Origin of the sequence: Flavobacterium gawalongense, assembly GCF_007097265.1 — a bacterium.
GTDB lineage: Bacteria > Bacteroidota > Bacteroidia > Flavobacteriales > Flavobacteriaceae > Flavobacterium > Flavobacterium gawalongense.
This window is the reverse complement of record NZ_VJZP01000028.1, coordinates 21,847-44,099: the sequence shown is the minus strand read 5'-3', so window position 1 is coordinate 44,099 and position 22,253 is coordinate 21,847. Positions and strand designations below refer to the sequence as shown.

The following is a 22,253-nucleotide window of genomic DNA, read 5'->3' as shown; positions in this document are numbered from 1 at the left end:
TTATCTTAATTTTAAAGTAACAATTGATAATATGGCCAGCATGATCGCAACAATCCAAAATCGGGTTACGATTTTACTTTCGTGATAGCCTTTTTTCTGATAATGATGATGTAAAGGTGACATTAGAAATATTCTTCGGCCTTCGCCAAAGCGTTTCTTGGTATACTTGAAATAACTTACTTGTAAAACAACTGATAGATTTTCGACAAGAAAAATTCCACATAATAATGGAATCAACATTTCTTTTCGAACAGCAATTGCCAGAACGGCAATAATACCGCCTATTGTCAAACTTCCTGTATCACCCATAAAAACAGATGCCGGATAGGAGTTATACCAAAGAAATCCGATCAATGACCCAACAAATGCAGCAATAAAAACCGTCATTTCCCCCGAATTAGGAATATACATAATATTCAAATAATTAGAAAAAATAATATTCCCCGAAACGAACGTAAATATCCCTAATGCGAGGACCGAAATAGCGGAAGTTCCTGCAGCCAATCCATCAATTCCATCTGTTAAATTAGCACCGTTAGAAACCGCAGTAATAATAAAAATAACCACTGGAATAAAAATCAACCAAGCCCATTTTTCATACCCTTCACCTGTCCATGCTAATAATTCAGCATAATCGAATTCGTTATTTTTAAAGAAAGGAATGGTAGTCGCGGTAGATTTTTCTTCAATTGGAGCAGGCGTAATAACCGTTTCTGTTGGCACTTTAAAAATATCCGATTTTGCTGTATCGGTACGAACGGTAACTGCAGGACTAAAATAAAGAACCGTCCCTACTATTAAACCCAGACCTACTTGTCCAAAAACCTTAAATATTCCTTTTAAACCTTCTTTGTCTTTCTTGAAAATTTTAATATAATCATCTATAAAACCAATAGTTCCCATCCAAAGTGTGGTGACAATCAACAAAACGATGTAAATATTATGCAGTTTTGCGAAAAGCATAACTGGAACTAGCGTGGCAAAAATGATGATTAAACCTCCCATAGTTGGTGTACCTGCTTTTTCATTTTGGCCTGCCAAACCAAGCTCTCGAACGGTTTCTCCTACTTGTTGTCTTTGCAGGAAACGGATTATTCTTTTTCCATAAATTGTAGACAATAACAACGAAAGCATCAATGCTAATGCTGATCTGAAAGTAATGTACTGAAAAACGCCTGTTCCGGGAACATCTAATGTTTTGTCTAAATATTCAAATAAGTAATACAGCATATTTTTCTATTTATGGAGTTGGTCTAATATTTCTTTAACTATTTTCATGTCGTCAAAATCATGACGGACGCCATTAATTTCCTGATACGTCTCATGCCCTTTTCCTGCAATCAAAATAATATCATTTGGCTGAGCCAATTGACAAGCTGTTTTTATAGCCTGCTTTCTATCAGTTATAGTCAATGTTTTTTTATAATTTTGAGGTGCTACGCCTTGCTCCATTTCAGTAATAATCATTTCTGGATCTTCATTTCTTGGATTATCCGAAGTAAAAATTGCTTTATCACTCAATTCAGATGCAATCCCAGCCATAATAGGGCGCTTGGTTTTATCTCTATTACCTCCACAGCCTACAACCGTAATTAATTGCTCGTTTTTTGTACGAATGTCATTGATTGTTTTCAGCACATTTTCTAATGCATCTGGCGTGTGGGCATAATCTACAATCGCCGTAATATTTGAATTCGAGACAATAAATTGAAAACGTCCCGAAACACTTTCTAAATCTGATAATAACCGAAGTACTTCAAGACTTTCCATACCTAATTCAACCGCAGTTCCATAAATAGCCAATAAATTATACGCATTAAAAGTTCCAATCAGTTTTACCCAAACTTCATTTCCGTTTATTTTCAACAACAAACCTGACAATTGATTTTCTAATATTTGTGCTTTATAATCCGCATACGATTTTAAGGCATAAGTGAGTTTTTTAGCTGCCGTATTCTGCAACATCACTTGTCCATTTTTATCATCAATATTGGATAATGCAAATGCTGTTTTAGGTAAATTATCAAAAAAAGATTTTTTCACATCTCTATATTCTGCAAATGTTGGATGATAATCCAAATGGTCGTGAGACAAATTGGTAAAAATACCTCCAACAAAATGCAATGCTTCTGTTCTTTTTTGATGAATTCCATGCGAACTCACTTCCATAAAACAATATTCAACACCGTTCTCCACCATTTCTTTTAGATAATGGTTTATTGTAATTGAATCCGGAGTTGTGTGAGTCGCTTTGTATTCAACATCGTCAACTAAAATTTTAACTGTAGACAACAATCCAACTTTGAAACCTGCTTTTTTGAATAATTGATACAACAAAGAAGCAATGGTAGTTTTACCGTTTGTTCCTGTAATTCCAACTAATTTTAAGTTTTGAGACGGGTCTCCAAAATAATTTGCAGCCATAAATGCTAAGGCTGAATTAGTATCTTTTACCTGAACATAGGTAATTCCTTTTTCAAGAGTTTCAGGAAACGTATCACAAATAACTGCAATAGCACCTTGTTGAATCGCTTTTTCTATAAAATCATGACCATCAGAAATTGAACCACGAATAGCAATAAAAACATCATTGCCCTCGATTTTTCTAGAATCGAAATCCATTTTGTTTATAGCGATATCCGTCGAACCTTTTACGGCTTCGATAGCTACTTTATATAATATGTCTTTTAAGATTTTCACGATAATTCTAATAAAATTGTTGTGTTTCTAACTATGTTTTGTCCAGCCTGAAGCGATTGTTTTTTCACTTTTCCAACTCCAATAGCTTTTACCTTTATACCTAAATTTTCTAATAAGGCTACAGCATCCATTCCTGACATTCCTTTTACGTTAGGAATTAACTGCTCTTTCTTTTGTGATTTAACAAAATAAGAATCGTAATTATTTTCTTGTTTTGGTATTTTTCTATCTAAGTTCTTAATTTCATTTGTAGAAGGAGCATCGGTAAAAATCTTTTGCGCGATACGTTTAAAAACTGGACCTGCCACATCGGCACCATAATAATTATTTAGCGCTGTACTTGGTTTATGCACCACAACGATACATGAATACATAGGTTTATCTGCTGGAAAATAACCAACAAATGAAGAAGCATAATATTTCCCAGAACCTCCATCTTTACCATAATTCACTTGTGCTGTTCCTGTTTTCCCCGCCATAGAAAAATCTTTAGAATACAATTTTGAACCGGTTCCTTTTTTGACAACATTTTCCAAAACCGCTTTCAATTTCAAAATAGTTCCTTGCGAGCAAATTCTTGGATTCAAAACTTCTTTATCGTATTTTTTGATGGTTCTGTTCCATTCTTTAATTTCAGAAACAAACTGAGGTTTAACCATTTCACCATTATTAGCAACTGCATTATAAAAAGCCAATGTTTGTAATGGTGTAATAGAAACGCCATATCCAAAGGCCATCCATGGAAGCGAAATGTTTGACCAGTTTTTATCGCTTGGCTGCGGAATATATGGTCGGCCTTCTCCTTTAATCGAAAGTCCTAAAGGTTTGTTTAATCCAAAATTATTAAGATGATTTACGAATTTCGAAGGCTCATTTTTATAATTATCATAAACTGCTTGAACCATAATCGTATTAGATGAAACCTCAAAACCTCTTGCTAAAGAAATTTTACCGTAACCGCCTTCATGCGAGTCGCGAACTTTTTTTCCAGAATAAACGATAACTCCACCTTTACTATCATAAACTGCACTAGTATCCACTTTTTTATCTTCCAGAAGCGCCATTAAATCCGCTAATTTATAAGTAGAACCTGGCTCATGAGATTCTGCTACTGCATAATTTGTTGTTTCATAGTATGTACCGTCTTTCGCTCTTCCTAAATTTGAAATTGCTTTTACATGACCCGTTTTAGTTTCCATAACTACCACACATCCATGATCAGCCTGATACAATTCCAACTGTTTTAGTAAAGCGTGATGCGCTATATCCTGAACATAGACATCAATTGTTGATATAACATCATATCCATCCTGAGGATCAACTTCATTGATATCGCGTATGGGTTTCCACTGCCCTTTTGCTATTTTTTGCTTTAAAATTTTTCCGTCTTTACCGTTCAGATATTTTCTAAAAGCCCATTCAATCCCTTTTCCATCAAGTGTCCCACCATGCGAAGTTCTCTCGTAACCAACGGTACGCTCGGCAATTTTTCCTATCGGATGTTCTCTTACCGTTTCTTGTTCAATAATAATTCCGCCCTTGTAAGCACCCAAATTAAACAATGGGAAGCCTTTAATTTTAAAATACTGCGTGTAACTCAAATTACGGGCTATCAAATAATATCTATTTTTATTTGCTCTGGCTTTTCTTAATTCGTTTTGAAAAAAATTTGATGGCTTTCCTAAAACTAAGGCTAATGAATCTGATAATGACTTAACATTTTTTTCGAATGCTTCAGGTTTTGGAGCCACAGCATCAAAACGTATTTCATAATTTGGAATAGAAGTTGCCAAAAGGCTACCATCAGCCGAGTAAATATTCCCTTTATTAGCAGGAATCACAAAATTTCTAACCGTTCTTTCTTTCGCTAATTTTCTATAATAATCCCCTTCGACCCACTGAATATTTGTCAATTTTACAGCAATCGCAATGGCCATCAAAAAGATAGCGAATGCAACCAGATAAATTCTGTACGATATGTGTTTATCTTCTACTGCCATATTTTTTTCAAAAAGCTTTTCTCTTCTTCTTTTTTAACTTTAATTTTAACAGGAGGAACAGTTGATGGAAAAATTTGTTTTTCTACCATTTTTTCAGAAACGGTAGATTCCATTTTCAGTTTCATTAACTCAGAACGCCTGTCTACAAATTCCGAACGCAACTCTTTAACCTGATTTGTCAACTCGGCAATCTTAAATACTTTTTGCTCAAATCGTTGTGTATTCGCAATCATGACAATAGCCAAAATAATCACAAAAACGATAAAACGCCAATTTTTAACAGCATCATCATCTATAAGAAACCGCGCTTTTAATAGGCTGTAAACTCCGTTTTTCATTTGTCCTCTCCCCGACCCTCTCCAAAGGAGAGGGAGCCGAGATATTAAAAGTTAATATTTATTTTTCCACTTTAACTCCTCCTTTTGGGAAGGCGGGGTGGTGATTAAATCTTTTCAGCTATTCTTAATTTGGCACTTCTCGCTCTGTTGTTTTCTTTTATCTCAGTATTATCCGGCACTATTAATTTTCCAATAGTTTTAAATGGAACAGAAAAATTACCAAAAAAGTCACGTTCAGGCTCCCCTTCAAACATGCCATTTTTCATAAATCTTTTCACTAATCTATCTTCTAAAGAATGGTAAGAAATCACGCTTAATCTACCGCCTGGATTTAATATCTCCAAGGACTGCTCCAAAAACTCTTTCAAAACATCCATTTCCTGATTTACTTCAATTCGAATGGCCTGATACATTTGAGCCAAAATTTTATGGCTTTTATGAGCCGGTAAAAAGCGACCTAAAACCATTTTCAATTGCTCCGTATTTTTAATAGGTTCCGTTTCTCTTGCTTCAAGAATCACTCTTGCTATAGCGGGTGCATTTTTTAATTCGCCATAATCCAAGAATACTCTTCTAAGATTTGTTTCATCATATTCATTTACAACTCGATAGGCATTCAAATCATTTTTCTGACTCATTCTCATATCTAATTCTGCATCAAAGCGAGTAGAAAAACCTCTTTCAGCAACATCAAATTGATGTGACGAAACCCCTAAATCTGCCAAAATTCCATCAACACTTTTCACGCCATAAAAACGCAAAAACCGTTTTATGAATCTGAAATTTTCATTAATAAGAACAAATCTTTCATCTGGCAAGGCATTCGCCAAAGCATCTTCATCCTGATCAAAAGCAAATAACTTCCCGTTTGGACCCAGTCTTTTCAAAATTTCTTTTGAATGCCCTCCACCACCGAAAGTCACATCAACATAAATGCCGTCAGGCTTAATATTTAAACCATCTACTGATGCTTGAAGCAAAACCGGATTATGATATTCCATTGTCGTCGTCATTTATATTTCCCATTACTTCTTCTGCCAAATCTGCAAAATCAACATCTTCACCATTTATTGATTTTTCGTATAAATCTTTATCCCAAATCTCAACAATATTCACTGCCGATGAGAACACAACTTCTTTAGCAATACTCGCAAACATTACTAAATCTTTCGGCACCAACAATCTACCTAAAGCATCTATCTCAACCACTTTAACCCCGGCAGTAAACCTGCGGATAAAGTCATTGTTTTTCTTCACGAACCGATTCAGCTTATTGATTTTTTGCATCATCAAATCCCACTCCTGCATAGGATATAGCTCTAGACAAGGCTGAAAAACGGAACGCTTCAAAACAAAACCGTTTTGAAGTGAAGAAGCCAATTGCTTTTTTAAAGGCGCTGGCAACAGCAACCTCCCTTTAGCATCGACTTTACATTCATATGTTCCAATAATTGTATCCAAGTAAAAAGTTTTAAATGATGTTGAGCAAAAATATAAAAAATATTACCACTATTTACCACTATATACCACTTTGTTAATAAGTTTAACCACTTTTGAATAAAAACCCTTAATTTTTGGACAATCAGAACGTTACCTTCATTTCATTTTATTTGTAAGAAAGATAATGTTATAAAAAAAGGCTGCTAAATACAATGAAATTTTAATTCAAAATGCTAAGAAGAAAAGTGAAATAATTAAAATTTAGAACTAAAAAAAGTAAAAAATAGAGAAACATTTTTACATCAACTCGTATAATTTTACAATTAAAAATTGTTGTAAAAATTCATTTTTATTTATTAAATCCTATATTTGTCAAAATTGAAAATCCGGATTCAAAAAAAATGGAAAAACACTATAAAAAAGAAGGTAGATACAGCTATTATGAAGCTGGCGAAGGAACTCCAATTGTCATCTTACATGGACTTATGGGAGGACTTAGCAACTTTGATGCTGTTGCAAGTTACTTTTCTGCAAAAGGATATAAAATAATCATTCCAGATTTACCTATATACACCCAGAACATTTTAAAAACGAATGTAAAAAGTTTTGCGAAATACGTTAAGGATTTCATCACATTCAAAGGATTAGAAAGAGTAATACTTTTAGGAAATTCGTTAGGTGGTCACATCGCTTTGTACCATACCAAAATGTATCCTGAAAAAGTGGCCGGACTTGTAATAACCGGAAGCTCAGGACTCTACGAAAGTGCAATGGGTGATAGTTACCCAAAAAGAGGTGACTATGAATATATCAAGAAAAAAGCTGAAGATGTATTTTATGATCCAAAAGTAGCTACCAAAGAACTTATCGATGAAGTTTACGAATCCGTAAATGACAGAATAAAATTGATAAAAACATTGACGATTGCTAAAAGTGCTATTCGTCATAATATGGCAAAAGATTTACCAAAAATGCATGTTCAAACCTGTATTATTTGGGGGAAAAATGACAAAGTTACTCCGCCAGATGTTGCAGAAGAGTTTCATAAATTATTACCTAATTCCACTTTATACTGGATAGACAAATGTGGTCATGCTGCCATGATGGAACATCCCGATGAGTTTAATCGTTTGTTAGAGGATTGGCTAACCCATACCCATTTAGCAGCGCACTAATCTTAAAAAGGAGAATTTTACACCTAGAAAAAATGAAAATTAATACCGCCGAATTTATTATTAGTAACTCCGATGTAGCCAAATGTCCGAAAGACTTTTTGCCGGAATATGCTTTTATAGGCCGATCAAATGTTGGTAAATCTTCATTGATTAACATGCTAACTAATCAAAAAAAATTAGCTAAAACATCTGGAAGACCTGGAAAAACACAGTTGATTAATCATTTTTTGATCAACAGCAATTGGTTTTTAGTTGATTTACCCGGTTATGGTTATGCGAAAGTTTCTAAAAAAACAAAATCTATTTTTCAGGAATTTATTACTGATTATTTTGAAACCAGAGAGCAACTAGTTTGTGCTTTTGTTTTGATTGACATTCGTCATGAAGCACAAACAATAGATATAGAATTCATGTCTTATATGGGCGAAAGCGAAATTCCTTTTTGTATCGTTTTCACCAAAGCAGATAAGATAAGCAAAGTAAAAATCGATTCTCATATTGCGGCGTACAAAAAGAAAATGTTTGCTAATAACTGGGCCGAAATGCCTCACTATTTTGTTACTTCAGCTACTGAATCTACAGGAAAAGAAGAATTATTGAGCTATATTGACGAAGTAAATCAAGAAGTTTTCAAAAACAATAGTCAGTTTTAAAAAACACTCCGTTTTCTTTTAAAAATCAAATAAAAAATCCCAAAACTTAAATTTAAGTTTTGGGATTTTTTTGGAACAAGCCTAATTTATTTTGTCAACTCCAATTTTTCTGCAAAATAATCACAAAAATCTTTCATGGTATCAGCCATTTTTTCGTCATCGGTGGCACGTTTGAAAGTTTCAGACATAGCAACTAATGTTTGATGAAAGAAAATTTTCATTTCATCTACTGGCATATCTTTCGTCCATAAATCAATTCGCATACTCTCTTTTGCTTTGCTGTCCCAGATAGACAACATTATAGCTTTAGCCTCTTCCTGTTCTACTCCACCGTCTTTTGCAGACCACATTAATTTTTCAGGAACACGGTTATCATCTAATTCTATTAGAAACTTAATTTCTGATGTATTTTTATTTGACATTACTTTTTAGGTTTATATTTTGATTTCACAAATATTTCTTTCGCATCGGTTTTCAACAAATCAGCAATAGGCACTTCATTATTTTTCATATAAGATCGCACCATTTGCCAACCTATCCAGGCACCAACTTGTCCTGGCGATTCATTATCAATTTCCAAATAAAATTTAGAAAATGGAGCTGGATTAATAAATCGTGGTATTAACTTTTGATCATCGCTGTAGAGCATTTCATTTTCAATAAAATAACGCCACATGTAACTTTCATTTTCTTGACACCACGTTATTTGTTCCGGTGTGTAGCCCATTTTTTCTGCATCACTATAATTTGGCAAAAGTAAGTCTTTTAAATATAATTGTTTGCCAAAATAGATCATTTGACTAAGCATTTTTTTATCAGTAACAGGAGTAATTTTACGCGTTGAAAAACTCGAAACTACATCTGGCATGATTTGTCTTTGCTCAAAATTTTGCTTTATATAGTTAGGAAATTGATAAAATTTATGATTTTTTCCTAAATATAATTCAAGCGAAATAATCACCAGACTATCCGCATAAATAGTCTTATTATTATAATCCATTTCTGAGATTATAGTAATAGCTTTTGGCGTTTTCGTTTGAGGAAAATAATATTTAATGTGTTTAAAAAGCGACTCCAATTCTACTTTTACAGGTTCAAAATTAGCATACTTTTTTTGAACTTCAGTATATAATTCCCTCCAGATTGGATCCTGCATTTTATTCAACCAAATGCTATTATCATTTCCTGCTGGAAAAAAGAAAGGAAAGGCTGCCTTTACTTTTTCTAAATCTTTCGGGGAAGTTTCAAAAAATATTTTGTCAAAGCGCTCTACTTCTAAAGGAATTACTGAAACGGCATTTTCTATCTTATTTTTTTTCTCACAGGATAAAAAAAAGAGACAAAAGACTACAAAAAACAGATTTTTTTTCATATTTATTAATTAAATTTGTGTCCTAAGAATAAAGGAAACGATGCGCAACTAATTTAGTTTGCAAATATACATTCCTGCTTTTTAAAACGTAAACTATTATGACTAAAAAAAGTACAATCCAAGTTGAAAAAGTGAATACTCATATAGTAAATTGGTTAAAAACTTATGCAGAAAATGCAAAAGTTAACGGATTTGTCATCGGGATTTCAGGAGGAGTAGATTCAGCAGTGACCTCTACATTATGCGCACAAACCGGATTACAAGTTTTATGTGTTGAAATGCCAATCCACCAGCCGCACAGCCATGTAACTCGTGGTCGTGAACATATCGAACAATTAAAAAATAGATTCCCAAATGTAACAAGTGTTGAAGCTGATTTAACGTACGTTTTTGAAAGTTTCAAAAAAATAGTCCCGGAGAATGTTGACACACATAAACTTCACTTGACTCAAGCCAATACTCGTGCACGTTTACGAATGACCACATTGTATTACTTCGCTGGTATTTATGGATTATTAGTTGCTGGCACAGGAAATAAAGTAGAAGATTTTGGTGTTGGATTTTACACTAAATACGGTGATGGCGGAGTCGATTTGAGTCCTATTGCTGATTTATTGAAATCTGAAGTTTATAGCCTGGGGGCTTATTTAGAAGTTCCTGATTCGATTTTAAAGGCATCTCCGTCTGACGGATTGTTTGGCGATGAAAGAACTGATGAAGATCAGTTAGGAGCCAGTTATGACGAGCTCGAATGGGCAATGAATGAAGATCAAGCAGGAAAATCAGCAAATGATTTTACTGGCAGAGAAAAGGTGATTTTTGAAATTTACAAGCGTTTAAATACAACCAACAAACACAAAATGAACGCAATACCAGTTTGTTTAATATAAAATCCTAAAAAAATCATATTTTATATTGATTTTCAATTAATTACAGAATTTTTTTATTAAATTTACTATCCAAAAGATAAACAACACTTAAATAAAATTAAATACCATGATTAAAGTATGTTTAGCCGACAATTATCCCGTAGTGCATTTTGGAGTAAAATCTTACTTTAAAGACCATGCCGAAATTTCAATAGTTGCCAATGTTGGTAATTTTTTGATGGTACGAGATATACTGCTTACCAAAGAGATTGATGTATTAATATTGGATTTGGAATTAGAGGGGCTTTCAAGCATTTTCGAAGTAAAATCAGTTTTGAAAAACTTTCCAAAAACAAAAATTATTATATTCAGTGGTCTTTCTGAACAAATTTATGCACCAAATGCTATAAAAGCCGGGGTTTCAGGGTTTATTCACAAAAAAGAAAAACTAGAAACTTTAGGAATTTCAATTATCAAAGTCCATCAAGGAAAGATAATTATTAACGAAACCGTTAAGAAAAATCTGGCATTAATTGCAAAACAAAGTAAGAGCGAACGATTGTATCGAAAGCTTTCTAATCGTGAGGTAGAAGTTTTACGCTATTTAAGCGATGGAAAAAAGAATCATGAAATAGCCGAAATTCTAAAACTCAACGAAAAAACAATTAGTACTTACAAATTAAGATTACTAACAAAACTGAATGTTACCAATTTAGTAGATTTAGTAAACAAAGCAAAAACATTAGAAATCGTCTAGTAATACCTAGACATTACTCTTCCTAATTTTTTTGAAAATGAATGGATTAGCGTGTTATAATCCATAATCATAGACATGGGCTCTGTATTATCTGAATTCGCTTCTGATACTATAGAGCTTTTTAATTCTTCAATGATTTTGCCCACTAAATACCATCTTAAAGTTAAAATGGTCTCGGAAACATTCTGAACTATTGTATCATTTTTAGACTTTGGAAAAATATTCTGTCCCTCCCAATTGTGCAAAATAACTCTTTCATCTTCCATCAAAATATCAGTTACTTCTTGTGCAAAATCTGACTGTAAATGCATCAAATATTGCTCTAAACTAAAGTTTTCATTTTGATGATAGAAGTTTATCAAATCATTGAATATATCCCGAAACAATGGATTTGCTAATTCAACCTCATCCTCCTGCAAACTCAAATAAATTCTCTGATATACTTTATATTCCTTCTTTTCTAAAACATTTTCGATTTCACCATCCTCATTTGTTTTCAAAAAAGCATCTTCAAACTCTTCTGTTTTATTTCCATACAACAAAAGAATCTCGATAATTTTTCTTTCTAAACGATATAGAATATCGACTTTTTCAGCTTCAACCGGATTCTCATCTTTTACAACCTCAAAAACTTTTTGCTCTTGTTTTTGTTTTTTTCCAACTTCAGAAACATCTTTTTGAACTAATTGTGCCAAGGTACTCACAAGCACTTGCTCCGAAATATCCATGATTCTGGAACATTCCTGAATGTAAATTTCTCTCTGAATTCTATCTGGAATTTTAGAAATACTCAATACCATATCCCGAATTAAATCGGCTTTTTTTATAGGATCATTCTTCGCTTCATTCATCAAAAGCGAGGCTTTGAACTGAATGAAATCTTTTGCATTATTTTCGAGATATAAAACTAAATCATCATAGGATGTTTTTTTGGCAAAACTGTCCGGATCCTCTCCATCAGGAAAAGTACACACTTTCACATTCATTCCTTCCTCAAGAATCAAATCGATTCCTCGAATAGAAGCACGAAGTCCCGCTGCATCTCCATCAAAAAGAACGGTAATATTCTTTGTTAATCTGTTTATTAAACGGATTTGGTCTGGTGTCAGAGCCGTTCCAGAAGAAGCAACTACGTTCTCAATTCCAGCTTGGTTGAACTGAATCACATCTGTATATCCTTCAACCAAATAACAATTGTTCAGCTTCGCAATTGATTGTTTGGCTTGAAAAATTCCATAAAGGATTTTACTTTTATGGTAAATGTCACTTTCTGGAGAATTCAGGTATTTTGCCGCTTTTTTATCATTCGTAAGAATACGACCTCCAAAACCGAGTACTCTTCCTGACATACTTTGTATCGGGAAGATAACGCGTCCTTTGAAACGGTCAAATGGTCTGTCTTCTCTAGCAATTGTCAAGCCCGTACTTTCAAGAAACTCTATTTTATATCCTTTTCCTAAAGCTTCTTTTGTAAAAGCATCCCAGGTTTCTGGAGAATATCCTAAACCAAATTTCTTTATGGTCTCATTAGTAAAACCTCGCTCTTTGAAATAAGAATACCCAATAGCTTTGCCTTCCTCAGAGTTTAAAAGTGTATTATGAAAATAGGTTTTTGCAAATTCCGAAACCAAATACATACTTTCACGAACATCAGTATTGGCTTTCTCTTCATCAGTTTGTTCCGTTTCCTCAATTTCAATATTGTATTTTTTGGCTAAATAGCGAATGGCTTCCGGGTATGTGAAATGTTCGTGTTCCATCAAGAAAGCCACAGAATTACCCCCTTTTCCAGAACTAAAATCCTTCCAAATTTGTTTTACAGGAGAAACCATAAACGATGGTGAGCGTTCTTCAGAAAATGGGCTGAGCCCTTTGAAGTTACTTCCAGCGCGTTTTAATTGCACAAAATCACCAATAACCTCCTCTACACGAGCAGTTTCGAAAACAGTATCTATGGTGGCTTTTGAAATCAAATTGTATGAAATATTTAATACTTGAAAAGTTTGCAAAAATACACAAATCAAACTTGATAATTCAATTTCTAAAAACAAAAAAAAGCGTTTTTTTCGAAGTGCTTTCCAAAGTATAAAAACTAATTCAACCCAACTTCGACATACCTTACCTTTTTTTGGACTCTGATAAAAGAAATACATTCGTTCACCATAATTCTTCTAATCCAACCTTCGAAACTTCCCTTGTGCTGAAAATTTTTCAGATTGGTAAAAACTTTCATAAAAGCAGTAATCATGATATCTTCGGCTTGATGAATGTCTTTTATGTATTGTCGACAAACACTTAACATTTTTGGAGAAAACTGGGTGTAAATTTTCTGTTGCGCCTGCCGATTACTTTCGACAGCTAACTGGATCAATTCATTTTCCTCCTGATGTAAGTTGATTACTTTCAAAATCTTTATAAAGTGTTTCTATTAGCATAGACGATTAGCAATGCGAAAAGGTTGCATCCTAACTTGGGGATTTTTCGAATTCATAGTTCGAAAATAAAAAAAGCCAATAAAATCAATGGCTTATGAAATAAAATTATTTGGAAAAAATTATTTTTTTCTTTCAATAACATAGTTTACCATCAGAATCAACGCATCTTTAAACTCAGAATCGGGATAATTATCTAAAAGCAAAAGTGCTTCTTGCTGAAATTCTACCATTTTTTGTTCCGCATAAAGCAATCCATTATTGCTTTTTACAAAAGCAATAACCTCTTTCACCCGTTTTTTATCTTTATTATGGTTTTTAATGGAGTTAATCAACCAACTTTTTTCTTTTGAAGTACACGTATTCAAAACATGAATAAGAGGCAAAGTCATTTTCTGTTCTTTGATGTCAATTCCTGTTGGTTTTCCAATGGCTTCATCCGTATAATCGAATAAATCATCTTTTATTTGAAAAGCCATTCCAATAAGTTCACCAAATTTCCGCATATTCTCCACCTGAACTTCATCCTCGACAACTGATTTTGCACCAAGAGCGCAACAGGCAGCAATAAGTGTTGCTGTCTTTTTTCGAATGATTTCGTAGTAAACATCTTCCGTGATGTCAAGTCTTCGGGCTTTTTCTATTTGTAGTAACTCGCCTTCACTCATTTCGCGAACAGCGACAGAAATAATTCGAAGCAAATCAAAATCGCCATTATCAATAGAAAGCAACAATCCTTTGGATAACAAATAATCACCAACCAAAACTGCAATTTTATTTTTCCAAAGCGCATTGATAGAGAAAAAACCTCTTCGCCGATTGCTGTCATCCACTACATCATCGTGAACTAATGTCGCTGTATGAATCAGCTCGATAACGCAGGCACCGCGATAGGTTCGTTCATTTACAATACCTCCAGAAACCATTTTAGCAGTTAAAAAAACAAACATGGGACGCATTTGCTTTCCCTTTCTGTTTACGATATAATAAGTGATTCTATTTAACAAAGCCACTTTGGAAGTCATCGATTCATAGAACTTTTTTTCAAAAAGTTCCATTTCATCGAAAATCGGCTGTTTTATTTGTGAAGTAATATTCATTTAGATTTCAAATATACTATTTTAAATAAAAAACTTTGTCTATTTCCTGTAAGTATATATTTTTTTGTGCATTTCCTATTTGAAATCAATGATCAAACTCAATTCTGTTTCATAAGAAAAATTGAACACAACCTCAGTCAGGATTTATATATTGACATCATTATTACATTTTCACAAAACTATAAATTGCACAAACATAGGACTAAACTCCTGAAAAATAATTTATTCGAATCGATTTTTTCTATATATTTATAACTTAATTGAGCCCCAATTAAACCTTTTTATAATTTATTTATCAAAAGAAAAACCTTAACCCCATTTATCATGAAAACAAAAATCTTATTATTTGGAATGATTTTGAACATTCTTGCATTTACAAGTTGTTCGCCAGACCCTAATTCTGCTACTGCAGATGCAACTGTAACCAGTAACGATGTTGCTGCTACTCAGAAAATGGATAATGCCATAGACGATATTTCACTTATCGTTGATAATCAGTACGAAGTAAGTGAAGGTTCCACAACTGGAAAAAGCACTGAAAATTACCATTCATTGTTACCTAACTGCGCATCCGTTAGTGATTTAGGGTCAACAACTTCCGTTAGAGTCTTGACCATTACTTTTGGAACTGAAACTTCTGCCTGTATATTTAGAGGACATTCTCTAAAAGGACAAATTATTTTAACTCGCACTATTGGAACCACTTTTCCTAAAATCATGACTGTTACCTACCATAATTTTTATGTAAATGACAACAAACTAGAAGGCACATCAACTTGGAAAAGAGAAATACTAGGCAGTGGAGACACTTTACATCCAAAAACCACATTTACCATGACTGGCATGACACTAACCACGTCAACAGGAGTTTACACCCGTAATGGGGATCGTGTAAGAGAAATGACTGCAGGGTTTTCAACCCGTTTAAGCCCAACTGATGATGTATATTCAACTTATGGCACATTTACTACAAATCATCCAAATGGAACTGTTTTTACTACTTTAATAGAATCAGCAACACCATTAGTTCATAAAACCGCTTGTAGTTTAATACCAGTTCCTATGTCATTTCCTGTATCTGGAATAGTAAAACTTTCAAAAAATTCACACCACGCAACAATTGACTACGGAACAGGTGATTGTGATAATTTAGCCATGCTATCCATTGATGGTGGTGCAGCAACTCAAATTACTTTGGGTAACTAATAGGTTTACCAATATTTTCATATTCGTTCAAGACAAAAAAAGGAGTTCAAAATTGGAGGCCGCTGAAAAAGTCCCTCTTTCCAAAAAACTATTAAAAAAGCAACTAAATAAGGCTTTGATTTTATTTAATCTCCGTTTTTTATTCAAATTTAATTTTATGAGACCAGAAGGTCTTTATAACAACTAAAAGGAGCGAAACCATGGTGTTTTCGCTCCTTTTTAAGTATTTTCATTTTCCGTATTTCAGGTAGTTTTTCAGTGCCCTCCAAAATTGAACTCCTTTTTTTATGCTTCTTTATTGGCTAATTGACCACAAGCAGCATCTATATCTTTTCCGCGGCTACGTCGTACTTTCACAACAATACCGCTGGCTTCAAGTGCTTTTATGTAGGCATTAATAGATTCTTCTGAGGCTTGCTGGAATTCTCCATCGTCAATTGGATTGTATTCTATTAAATTAACTTTACAAGGAACATATTTACAGAATTTCACCAAAGCATCTATTGAGGCTTTATTATCATTGATATCTTTCCAAACTACATATTCATAGGATATCTTACTTTTGGTTTTTCTGTACCAATATTCCAATGATTCACGTAAATCAGCCAAAGGGAAATTTTCACTGAAAGGCATGATTCGAGAACGAATTTCATCAATTGCTGAATGTAAAGAAACCGCGAGTTTAAATTTCACCTCATCATCAGCGAGTTTCTTAATCATTTTTGGCACACCAGATGTTGAAAGCATAATTCGTTTGGGTGACATTCCTAAACCTTCCGGTGACGTAATCATTTCGATTGCTTTCAACACGTTGTTGTAATTCATTAGCGGCTCTCCCATTCCCATAAAAACAATATTTGACAATGGATGATTGTAATACAAACGACTTTCTTTGTCGATGGCAATTACCTGATCATAAATTTCTGCCGGTTCTAGATTACGCATTCTTTTTAATCGTGCTGTAGCGCAAAAATTACAATCCAAACTACAACCTACTTGACTTGAAACACAAGCTGTTGTTCGAGTATTTGTTGGAATCAAAACAGATTCCACCACCAAACCATCATGCAAACGAACAGCATTTTTCACGGTTCCGTCTTCACTGCGTTGCATGGTATCTACTTTGATATGATTGATAACAAAGTTAACCTCAAGCATAGTTCGTGTTCCCTTGGAAACATTTGTCATATCCTCAAAACTATGCGCGCCTTTGCTCCACAACCATTCATAGACTTGATTTCCACGAAAGGCTTTGTCGTTATTAGCCACAAAAAAATCACGTAATTGTTCTTTTGATAAGGCTCGTATGTCTTTTTTATCGATTTGCATGGTGCAAATTTAATGACAATTTGTTGATTTGTTGATTTGATAATTTGATAACTTTGCCTTCTATTGAAAAAAAATCAAAAAATGCATTTCATTTCACAAGAATTAGAAGATTATATCGAGCAACATTCTGAAAAAGAGCCAGCTTTATTGGCTGCTTTGAATAAAGAAACCTACCAAAAAATTCTACTGCCAAGAATGTTGAGCGGTCATTTTCAAGGTCGTGTTTTGAGTATGTTATCTAAGTTGATTCGGCCGGTGAATATTCTTGAAATCGGGACTTATACGGGTTATTCTGCCTTGTGTTTGTGTGAAGGAATGCAGGAAAACGGAACGCTTCATACGATTGACATCAAAGAAGAATTGGTTGATTTTCAGCGCAAGCATTTTGACAAATCACCTTGGGGGAAACAAATTTCCCAATATCTTGGAGAAGCTATTAACATCATTCCAACGCTTGATATGAAATTTGATTTGGTTTTCATTGATGCCGACAAAGAAAATTACCTCAACTATTTTGAGTTGATTGTTCCAAAAATGAATAAAGGCGGAATTATCTTATCGGATAATGTGTTGTGGAGCGGTAAAGTTCTCGAACCATTGAATCCTAAAGATTTGAGCACAAAAATATTATTGGAATACAATAATCTATTAGCAAATGATCCCCGAGTAGAAACAGTTTTATTGCCTATTCGCGATGGATTGACCGTGAGTCGGGTTCTTTAGATTTCAGGTTGTAAATTTTAGATAGCAGAATTCAGGTTTCCGGTTTCTGGCAGTATTAATTTTTTAAAAAAAATAAGCTTTTAAAAACCAATGCCCTAGCCCTGATTAAAACGAAAATCCTTTTTATTTTTTTTTTAAAATAAAAAGATTGAAGTGAAAAGCAGGAAATAGCTCCAAAACCTTCTAACTATCTTTTCGAGGAAAATATTTTAATTGTGCTGCTTTGTATATCTTAAACATTAAGAAGCCAAAAATAAATCCAAACAAAAATCCAGCAAGAATATCTATTGGATAATGTAACCCTAGATATATTCTGCTGTATGCAAATATCAACGGCCATAAAAACAGAAAGCCGAAATATTTGATTTTGTTTTTAAAATTGAAATATAAAAAAGTAGATACGGCCATTGAATTAGCGGCATGTCCAGAGAAAAAACTATAGGAATTACGAAATTGTACAACTCGAATAAATGAATTTATTTCTGGATTATTACACGGTCGCAATCTTTGAAATCCATTTTTGAATAAATTGGTTGTTTGATCTGTAATTGTTAACAACACCGCTATAAATAAAAGTAAGTATAGGGTTTGTTTTGCTCCCAATTTTTTATAAAGCAGGTACGCTAACAGCAAAAATAACGGAATCCAATTACTCTGTCTGGTAATAAACAGCCATAATCCATCATAAGTTTCAGACCCCAAACTGTTCAGGTAAATAAATAATTCGGAATCGAGAGAAAGTATTTTTTCCAACATTACATCTGGCGTTTTATGGGACCAGTAATGTCGTCAATTTCTTCTTTTGCTTTTTCTGTTTCAGTTGTTGTATCCCCCAAAAGATTGTCTTTGGCCTTATTTATTTCTGACGTAATATTTCCCGTCATATCGCTGAATGATGAAGTGTCTCCTAACAGATTATCTTTCGCTTTATTGATTTCCGATGTAATATTACCTCTTATATCGTTCAATGATTTTGTATCAAAACCATTAGCCTCAGCCCCTTTTTGAATTTCACTTTTTATATCGTTGGTCGCATTTTTTATCTGCGCCATCGCTTTTCCCATAGTACGTGCTATTTCAGGCACTTTATCCGAGCCAAAAAGCATGAGTACAATAAACATTATAAAAATTAATTCGCCTCCTCCTATACCAAACATATTTTTAGATTTTTCTTGAATACAAAGATATCATTTTTTGAATCTCAGTATTTTAATTTTTTCATAAAAAAAGAGACTCCAATTGGAGCCTCTTTTATACTGTTCTTATTAGTCAAATTTTGATTTCACTTCTGATTTTGGCCAAGTGTTATTAGTAACATCTATATCAGCAGTTTCCAATTTCGGGTCAATCTGAATCTTTTTTATTACTTTTTCAGTGGCATACACTTTCTTGGTCGTTTCATTATTTTTTCTCCAAATTTGTGCCGGATACTTGAAAGTTTCTTTGGTATCATCCTCATAAGTAATTTCAACAATAATTGGCATCAACATTCCCCCTGGTTTATTGAACTCTATTTCATAGAAATATTTAGGCGTCTTCATCGTTGCTTTTTCTTCGGCTGTAAGTTTTTGGTCTACATATTCTGAAAGCAATTTCACTTCCTCTATTTTCAATGGTTTCTTGTCCGAAGGATTTAATTCTTCGCTTTTCTCTGAAATTAAATATACGAATGGGCCTTTATCTAAACCAAAACGTCCTTTTCTTATCTTAGCATCTTTCAACGCTGCTGTAGGAGTTTCAGAAACATAATATTGTTTCACTTCATTTATACCAATATCAACAAAATCAGTTGAATAAAACCAGCCTCTGAAAAACCAATCTAAATCTACTGCCGAAGCATCTTCCATAGTTCTAAAGAAATCTTCAGGTGTAGGGTGTTTGAATTTCCATCTATTTGCATACACCTTAAAAGCATGATCAAATAATTCTCTTCCCATAATGGTTTCCCTAAGAATATTTAAACCCGTAGCTGGTTTTCCGTAGGCATTATTCCCAAACTGAATAATGCTCTCAGAGTTTGACATGATAGGTTCCAGAAACTTTTGATCTCCACTCATATAAGGAACAATATTTTTTGCAGGTCCACGTCTTGAAGGAAAATTAGTTCCTAATTCCTGTTCTGCCATAAATTCCATAAAAGAGTTTAACCCTTCATCCATCCAAGTCCATTGACGCTCATCAGAATTAACAATCATTGGAAAAAAGTTATGTCCTACTTCATGGATCACCACTCCTATCATTCCATTTTTCACTTGTTCACTAGTTACACCATTTGCATCAGGGCGACCAAAATTCCAACAAATCATAGGGTATTCCATTCCTTGATCTTCCGCAGATACTGAGACTGCTTTTGGATAAGGATAGTCAAAAGTATGAGAAGAATAACTTTTTAAAGTATGCGCTACCATTTGTGTTGAAGTTTCTCCCCAAAGCGGGTTCGCTTCTTTAGGATAAAGTGACTCAGCCATTACAACTTTAGTACTTAATTGTACCGCCATAGCATCATAAATAAACTTTCTTGAAGTGGCAATACCAAAATCTCTTACGTTTTTAGCACTAAATTTCCATGTTTTTTTCTTGTCTGAAAATCCTTTTTCATTGGCTTCAGCCTCAGCTTGCGTTACAACAACAACCGGTTTATCGAATGTTTTTTGTGCCAATTCATATCTTTTTACCTGAGCTGGTGTAAACACTTCGCTTCTATTCATCAATTCTCCTGTTGCATCCATAACGTGATCTGCAGGAACCGTAATATTTACATCAAAATTTCCAAAAGGTAAAGCAAACTCTCCTCCTCCCCAAAATTGCATATTCTGCCATCCTTCCACATCATTATAAACCGCCATTCTTGGATAGAATTGAGCAATTACATACAATCTATTTCCTTCTTTTTCGAATGGTTCATAACCGGAACGACCGCCATCCTGAATGTAGTTATTGATATTGTACCACCATTTAGTTGAAAATATAAATTTTTCTCCTGGTTTAAGAGGAGTAACCAGATTAATACGCATCATGGTTTGATTTATAGTATAAGACAAAGGATTTCCTTTTGCATCTTTTACATATTCAATTTTAAATCCACGATCCAATCCTTGTTTAAAATATTGATTTGCAAACTTTTCAGCAGGTAATACTTGTTCTATTATTTTACTTTCAACTAAAGGAGATTCTGAGTTTTTAGCTGCTTGATTTTGATCTAACTGCAACCATAAATACTCTAAACTGTCTGGAGAATTGTTATAATACGTTACCGTTTCAGAGCCACTTAATTTGGCGTTTTTATCGTCCAACTCCACGTCTATCTTATAATCAGCTTGTTGTTGATAATAAGCTGATCCTGGAGCTCCGGAAGCGGTACGAAACATATTAGGCGTTGCTAATAAGTCATACATTTGACTAAACTTGTTAGTGTCGTACTTTCCTGATTGCTTTGGGGTTAATGTGGTGGTTTTTTCTTGAGCAAATAGAATTACTGGAAAAATAAATAATAATGTGATTTTTTTCATGTTATAGAATGCCGATTATTTAAGCGTGTGAAAATAATAATTTTTAACAAATTACTTGCATTTTATTAGTATTTTAACATTTCACTCCTATTAGAATTTGTAAAGAGTATACTTTTTTTCTCTCCTAATACATTAACATGGGTAATATTTTGCTGTTCGGTATTCCAATCTATCAAAACCGTATTGAAAATTTCAAGCGAATTAATTTTGGCAATTTCCTTTACGTTGCAATAACAAATAAGGATATCCCCTTCCAGCTCTTTGCTTAAAAAATTAACAGGCTTTGTTTGCCCATTTACTTTTACAGAGAATTTCTCTAAAAAATACTTCTTTAGTAAAAGCATTTCTTCAGGTGATTCTTTTTCGGTTCCTAAATACACTTTTTTGTTGTACTTTTTTTCTAAAGCATTATTCAAATCATCAACAAAAATGCGAGAGGTAATTTGGAGCATTTTCTTTTCGGCAGCATAATTGACCTGATATACTGCAACATAAAATTTATGAACACTGAAAGCGGTTAAACTCAGGAATAAAATTCCAATAAAGGCATATAAGATTGTTTTTTTCATACGAAGATTCTATTTGTTTTTTAATGGAATATGGCATCGCCATTCTTCATTATTATTATTATTTATCTTACAAATTTTTTA

Annotated in this window: 21 protein-coding genes and 1 pseudogene; 6 read left to right on the top strand and 16 right to left on the bottom strand. The window is 33.5% G+C overall.

Annotated elements, in window-relative coordinates; all coding sequences use genetic code 11:
- From mraY to mraZ, 6 genes are all read right to left on the bottom strand, one after another.
- Positions 1 to 1,230, bottom strand: coding sequence for a phospho-N-acetylmuramoyl-pentapeptide-transferase (gene mraY, locus FNW38_RS13675; protein ID WP_144064759.1), 1,230 nt, complete (start codon positions 1,228 to 1,230; stop codon positions 1 to 3).
- A 6-nt stretch (positions 1,231 to 1,236) separates the two neighbouring features.
- Positions 1,237 to 2,700, bottom strand: a complete 1,464-nt coding sequence (locus FNW38_RS13670; protein WP_144064758.1) for a UDP-N-acetylmuramoyl-L-alanyl-D-glutamate--2,6-diaminopimelate ligase — start codon at positions 2,698 to 2,700, stop codon at positions 1,237 to 1,239.
- Positions 2,697 to 4,700: a penicillin-binding protein gene (locus FNW38_RS13665; RefSeq protein WP_144064757.1), complete on the bottom strand. Its 2,004-nt coding sequence runs from the start codon at positions 4,698 to 4,700 to the stop codon at positions 2,697 to 2,699. The genes FNW38_RS13670 and FNW38_RS13665 overlap by 4 nt, the downstream gene beginning before the upstream one ends.
- The gene (locus tag FNW38_RS13660; RefSeq protein ID WP_143388314.1) at positions 4,691 to 5,038 is read right to left on the bottom strand and encodes an FtsL-like putative cell division protein; all 348 of its coding nucleotides are present in this window, start codon (positions 5,036 to 5,038) and stop codon (positions 4,691 to 4,693) included. Before FNW38_RS13660 ends, FNW38_RS13665 begins: the two co-directional genes overlap by 10 nt.
- A 104-nt stretch (positions 5,039 to 5,142) precedes the next feature.
- On the bottom strand, positions 5,143 to 6,051 hold the full coding sequence (gene rsmH, locus FNW38_RS13655; RefSeq protein WP_185963147.1) for a 16S rRNA (cytosine(1402)-N(4))-methyltransferase RsmH: 909 nt from the start codon (positions 6,049 to 6,051) through the stop codon (positions 5,143 to 5,145).
- Positions 6,026 to 6,499 (bottom strand): division/cell wall cluster transcriptional repressor MraZ, encoded by a 474-nt coding sequence (mraZ, locus tag FNW38_RS13650; RefSeq protein WP_144064756.1) that lies wholly within the window; start codon positions 6,497 to 6,499, stop codon positions 6,026 to 6,028. The genes rsmH and mraZ overlap by 26 nt, the downstream gene beginning before the upstream one ends.
- 380 nt (positions 6,500 to 6,879) lie before the next feature.
- Here mraZ and FNW38_RS13645 point away from each other — a divergent pair, with 380 nt between their 5' ends.
- Positions 6,880 to 7,653: an alpha/beta fold hydrolase gene (locus tag FNW38_RS13645; protein ID WP_143388317.1), complete on the top strand. Its 774-nt coding sequence runs from the start codon at positions 6,880 to 6,882 to the stop codon at positions 7,651 to 7,653.
- A gap of 32 nt (positions 7,654 to 7,685) precedes the next feature.
- Complete coding sequence (gene yihA / locus FNW38_RS13640) at positions 7,686 to 8,306, top strand: ribosome biogenesis GTP-binding protein YihA/YsxC (protein ID WP_143388318.1); 621 nt, start codon at positions 7,686 to 7,688, stop codon at positions 8,304 to 8,306.
- 86 nt (positions 8,307 to 8,392) lie between these two features.
- Here yihA and gldC read toward each other — a convergent pair whose 3' ends face one another.
- Both gldC and gldB read right to left on the bottom strand, forming a co-directional pair.
- Positions 8,393 to 8,728, bottom strand: a complete 336-nt coding sequence (gene gldC / locus FNW38_RS13635; protein WP_143388319.1) for a gliding motility protein GldC — start codon at positions 8,726 to 8,728, stop codon at positions 8,393 to 8,395.
- On the bottom strand, positions 8,728 to 9,678 hold the full coding sequence (gene gldB / locus FNW38_RS13630; RefSeq protein WP_143388320.1) for a gliding motility lipoprotein GldB: 951 nt from the start codon (positions 9,676 to 9,678) through the stop codon (positions 8,728 to 8,730). Before gldB ends, gldC begins: the two co-directional genes overlap by 1 nt.
- A 98-nt stretch (positions 9,679 to 9,776) precedes the next feature.
- On the opposite strand from gldB, the gene nadE reads away from it, so the two are divergent.
- Together nadE and FNW38_RS13620 are read left to right on the top strand one after the other, a co-directional pair.
- Complete coding sequence (gene nadE, locus FNW38_RS13625; protein ID WP_143388321.1) at positions 9,777 to 10,568, top strand: NAD(+) synthase; 792 nt, start codon at positions 9,777 to 9,779, stop codon at positions 10,566 to 10,568.
- A gap of 106 nt (positions 10,569 to 10,674) precedes the next feature.
- Positions 10,675 to 11,304, top strand: a complete 630-nt coding sequence (locus tag FNW38_RS13620) for a response regulator transcription factor (RefSeq protein WP_039108911.1) — start codon at positions 10,675 to 10,677, stop codon at positions 11,302 to 11,304.
- Here the strand turns inward: FNW38_RS13620 and dnaG are convergent.
- From dnaG to FNW38_RS13605, 3 genes and pseudogenes are all read right to left on the bottom strand, one after another.
- Entirely contained in the window at positions 11,301 to 13,277 is a 1,977-nt protein-coding gene (dnaG, locus tag FNW38_RS13615) for a DNA primase (protein WP_143388346.1), read from the bottom strand. The two genes, FNW38_RS13620 and dnaG, sit on opposite strands and share 4 nt — an antisense overlap.
- Before the next feature lie 134 nt (positions 13,278 to 13,411).
- Positions 13,412 to 13,711 (bottom strand): annotated as a pseudogene (locus tag FNW38_RS13610) (RNA polymerase sigma factor); the annotation flags it as partial.
- A gap of 147 nt (positions 13,712 to 13,858) precedes the next feature.
- Positions 13,859 to 14,836, bottom strand: coding sequence for a polyprenyl synthetase family protein (locus FNW38_RS13605; protein ID WP_143388322.1), 978 nt, complete (start codon positions 14,834 to 14,836; stop codon positions 13,859 to 13,861).
- 324 nt (positions 14,837 to 15,160) lie between these two features.
- Between FNW38_RS13605 and FNW38_RS13600 the strand changes: the two genes are divergently transcribed.
- Positions 15,161 to 16,042 carry a hypothetical protein gene (locus tag FNW38_RS13600; RefSeq protein ID WP_143388323.1) on the top strand — a complete coding sequence of 294 codons (882 nt, stop codon included), beginning with the start codon at positions 15,161 to 15,163 and terminating at the stop codon, positions 16,040 to 16,042.
- 285 nt (positions 16,043 to 16,327) lie between these two features.
- On the opposite strand, the gene rlmN is transcribed toward FNW38_RS13600, so the two are convergent.
- Positions 16,328 to 17,371 carry a 23S rRNA (adenine(2503)-C(2))-methyltransferase RlmN gene (gene rlmN, locus FNW38_RS13595; protein WP_143388324.1) on the bottom strand — a complete coding sequence of 348 codons (1,044 nt, stop codon included), beginning with the start codon at positions 17,369 to 17,371 and terminating at the stop codon, positions 16,328 to 16,330.
- A gap of 81 nt (positions 17,372 to 17,452) precedes the next feature.
- On the opposite strand from rlmN, the gene FNW38_RS13590 reads away from it, so the two are divergent.
- The gene (locus tag FNW38_RS13590) at positions 17,453 to 18,094 is read left to right on the top strand and encodes an O-methyltransferase (RefSeq protein ID WP_143388325.1); all 642 of its coding nucleotides are present in this window, start codon (positions 17,453 to 17,455) and stop codon (positions 18,092 to 18,094) included.
- Between the two features lie 183 nt (positions 18,095 to 18,277).
- Here the strand turns inward: FNW38_RS13590 and FNW38_RS13585 are convergent, their stop codons facing one another.
- From FNW38_RS13585 to FNW38_RS13570, 4 genes are all read right to left on the bottom strand, one after another.
- Positions 18,278 to 18,850: a phosphatase PAP2 family protein gene (locus FNW38_RS13585; protein ID WP_143388326.1), complete on the bottom strand. Its 573-nt coding sequence runs from the start codon at positions 18,848 to 18,850 to the stop codon at positions 18,278 to 18,280.
- Positions 18,850 to 19,251, bottom strand: a complete 402-nt coding sequence (locus tag FNW38_RS13580; protein ID WP_143388327.1) for a Sec-independent protein translocase subunit TatA/TatB — start codon at positions 19,249 to 19,251, stop codon at positions 18,850 to 18,852. The genes FNW38_RS13585 and FNW38_RS13580 overlap by 1 nt, the downstream gene beginning before the upstream one ends.
- A gap of 108 nt (positions 19,252 to 19,359) precedes the next feature.
- Positions 19,360 to 21,603, bottom strand: coding sequence for a M1 family metallopeptidase (locus FNW38_RS13575; RefSeq protein WP_143388328.1), 2,244 nt, complete (start codon positions 21,601 to 21,603; stop codon positions 19,360 to 19,362).
- Positions 21,604 to 21,668: 65 nt separating this feature from the next.
- Positions 21,669 to 22,172: a DUF6702 family protein gene (locus FNW38_RS13570; RefSeq protein WP_143388329.1), complete on the bottom strand. Its 504-nt coding sequence runs from the start codon at positions 22,170 to 22,172 to the stop codon at positions 21,669 to 21,671.
- Between the last annotated feature and the right edge of the window lie 81 nt (positions 22,173 to 22,253).

What these genes read in the sequence shown, in the direction of transcription:
- mraY (WP_144064759.1), bottom strand. Translation starts at nt 1,230, where the DNA reads ATGCTGTATTACTTATTTGAATATTTAGACAAAACATTAGATGTTCCC.
- FNW38_RS13665 (WP_144064757.1), bottom strand. Translation starts at nt 4,700, where the DNA reads ATGGCAGTAGAAGATAAACACATATCGTACAGAATTTATCTGGTTGCA.
- FNW38_RS13660 (WP_143388314.1), bottom strand. Translation starts at nt 5,038, where the DNA reads ATGAAAAACGGAGTTTACAGCCTATTAAAAGCGCGGTTTCTTATAGAT.
- rsmH (WP_185963147.1), bottom strand. Translation starts at nt 6,051, where the DNA reads ATGACGACGACAATGGAATATCATAATCCGGTTTTGCTTCAAGCATCA.
- FNW38_RS13645 (WP_143388317.1), top strand. Translation starts at nt 6,880, where the DNA reads ATGGAAAAACACTATAAAAAAGAAGGTAGATACAGCTATTATGAAGCT.
- yihA (WP_143388318.1), top strand. Translation starts at nt 7,686, where the DNA reads ATGAAAATTAATACCGCCGAATTTATTATTAGTAACTCCGATGTAGCC.
- gldC (WP_143388319.1), bottom strand. Translation starts at nt 8,728, where the DNA reads ATGTCAAATAAAAATACATCAGAAATTAAGTTTCTAATAGAATTAGAT.
- gldB (WP_143388320.1), bottom strand. Translation starts at nt 9,678, where the DNA reads ATGAAAAAAAATCTGTTTTTTGTAGTCTTTTGTCTCTTTTTTTTATCC.
- nadE (WP_143388321.1), top strand. Translation starts at nt 9,777, where the DNA reads ATGACTAAAAAAAGTACAATCCAAGTTGAAAAAGTGAATACTCATATA.
- FNW38_RS13620 (WP_039108911.1), top strand. Translation starts at nt 10,675, where the DNA reads ATGATTAAAGTATGTTTAGCCGACAATTATCCCGTAGTGCATTTTGGA.
- FNW38_RS13605 (WP_143388322.1), bottom strand. Translation starts at nt 14,836, where the DNA reads ATGAATATTACTTCACAAATAAAACAGCCGATTTTCGATGAAATGGAA.
- FNW38_RS13600 (WP_143388323.1), top strand. Translation starts at nt 15,161, where the DNA reads ATGAAAACAAAAATCTTATTATTTGGAATGATTTTGAACATTCTTGCA.
- rlmN (WP_143388324.1), bottom strand. Translation starts at nt 17,371, where the DNA reads ATGCAAATCGATAAAAAAGACATACGAGCCTTATCAAAAGAACAATTA.
- FNW38_RS13590 (WP_143388325.1), top strand. Translation starts at nt 17,453, where the DNA reads ATGCATTTCATTTCACAAGAATTAGAAGATTATATCGAGCAACATTCT.
- FNW38_RS13585 (WP_143388326.1), bottom strand. Translation starts at nt 18,850, where the DNA reads ATGTTGGAAAAAATACTTTCTCTCGATTCCGAATTATTTATTTACCTG.
- FNW38_RS13580 (WP_143388327.1), bottom strand. Translation starts at nt 19,251, where the DNA reads ATGTTTGGTATAGGAGGAGGCGAATTAATTTTTATAATGTTTATTGTA.
- FNW38_RS13575 (WP_143388328.1), bottom strand. Translation starts at nt 21,603, where the DNA reads ATGAAAAAAATCACATTATTATTTATTTTTCCAGTAATTCTATTTGCT.
- FNW38_RS13570 (WP_143388329.1), bottom strand. Translation starts at nt 22,172, where the DNA reads ATGAAAAAAACAATCTTATATGCCTTTATTGGAATTTTATTCCTGAGT.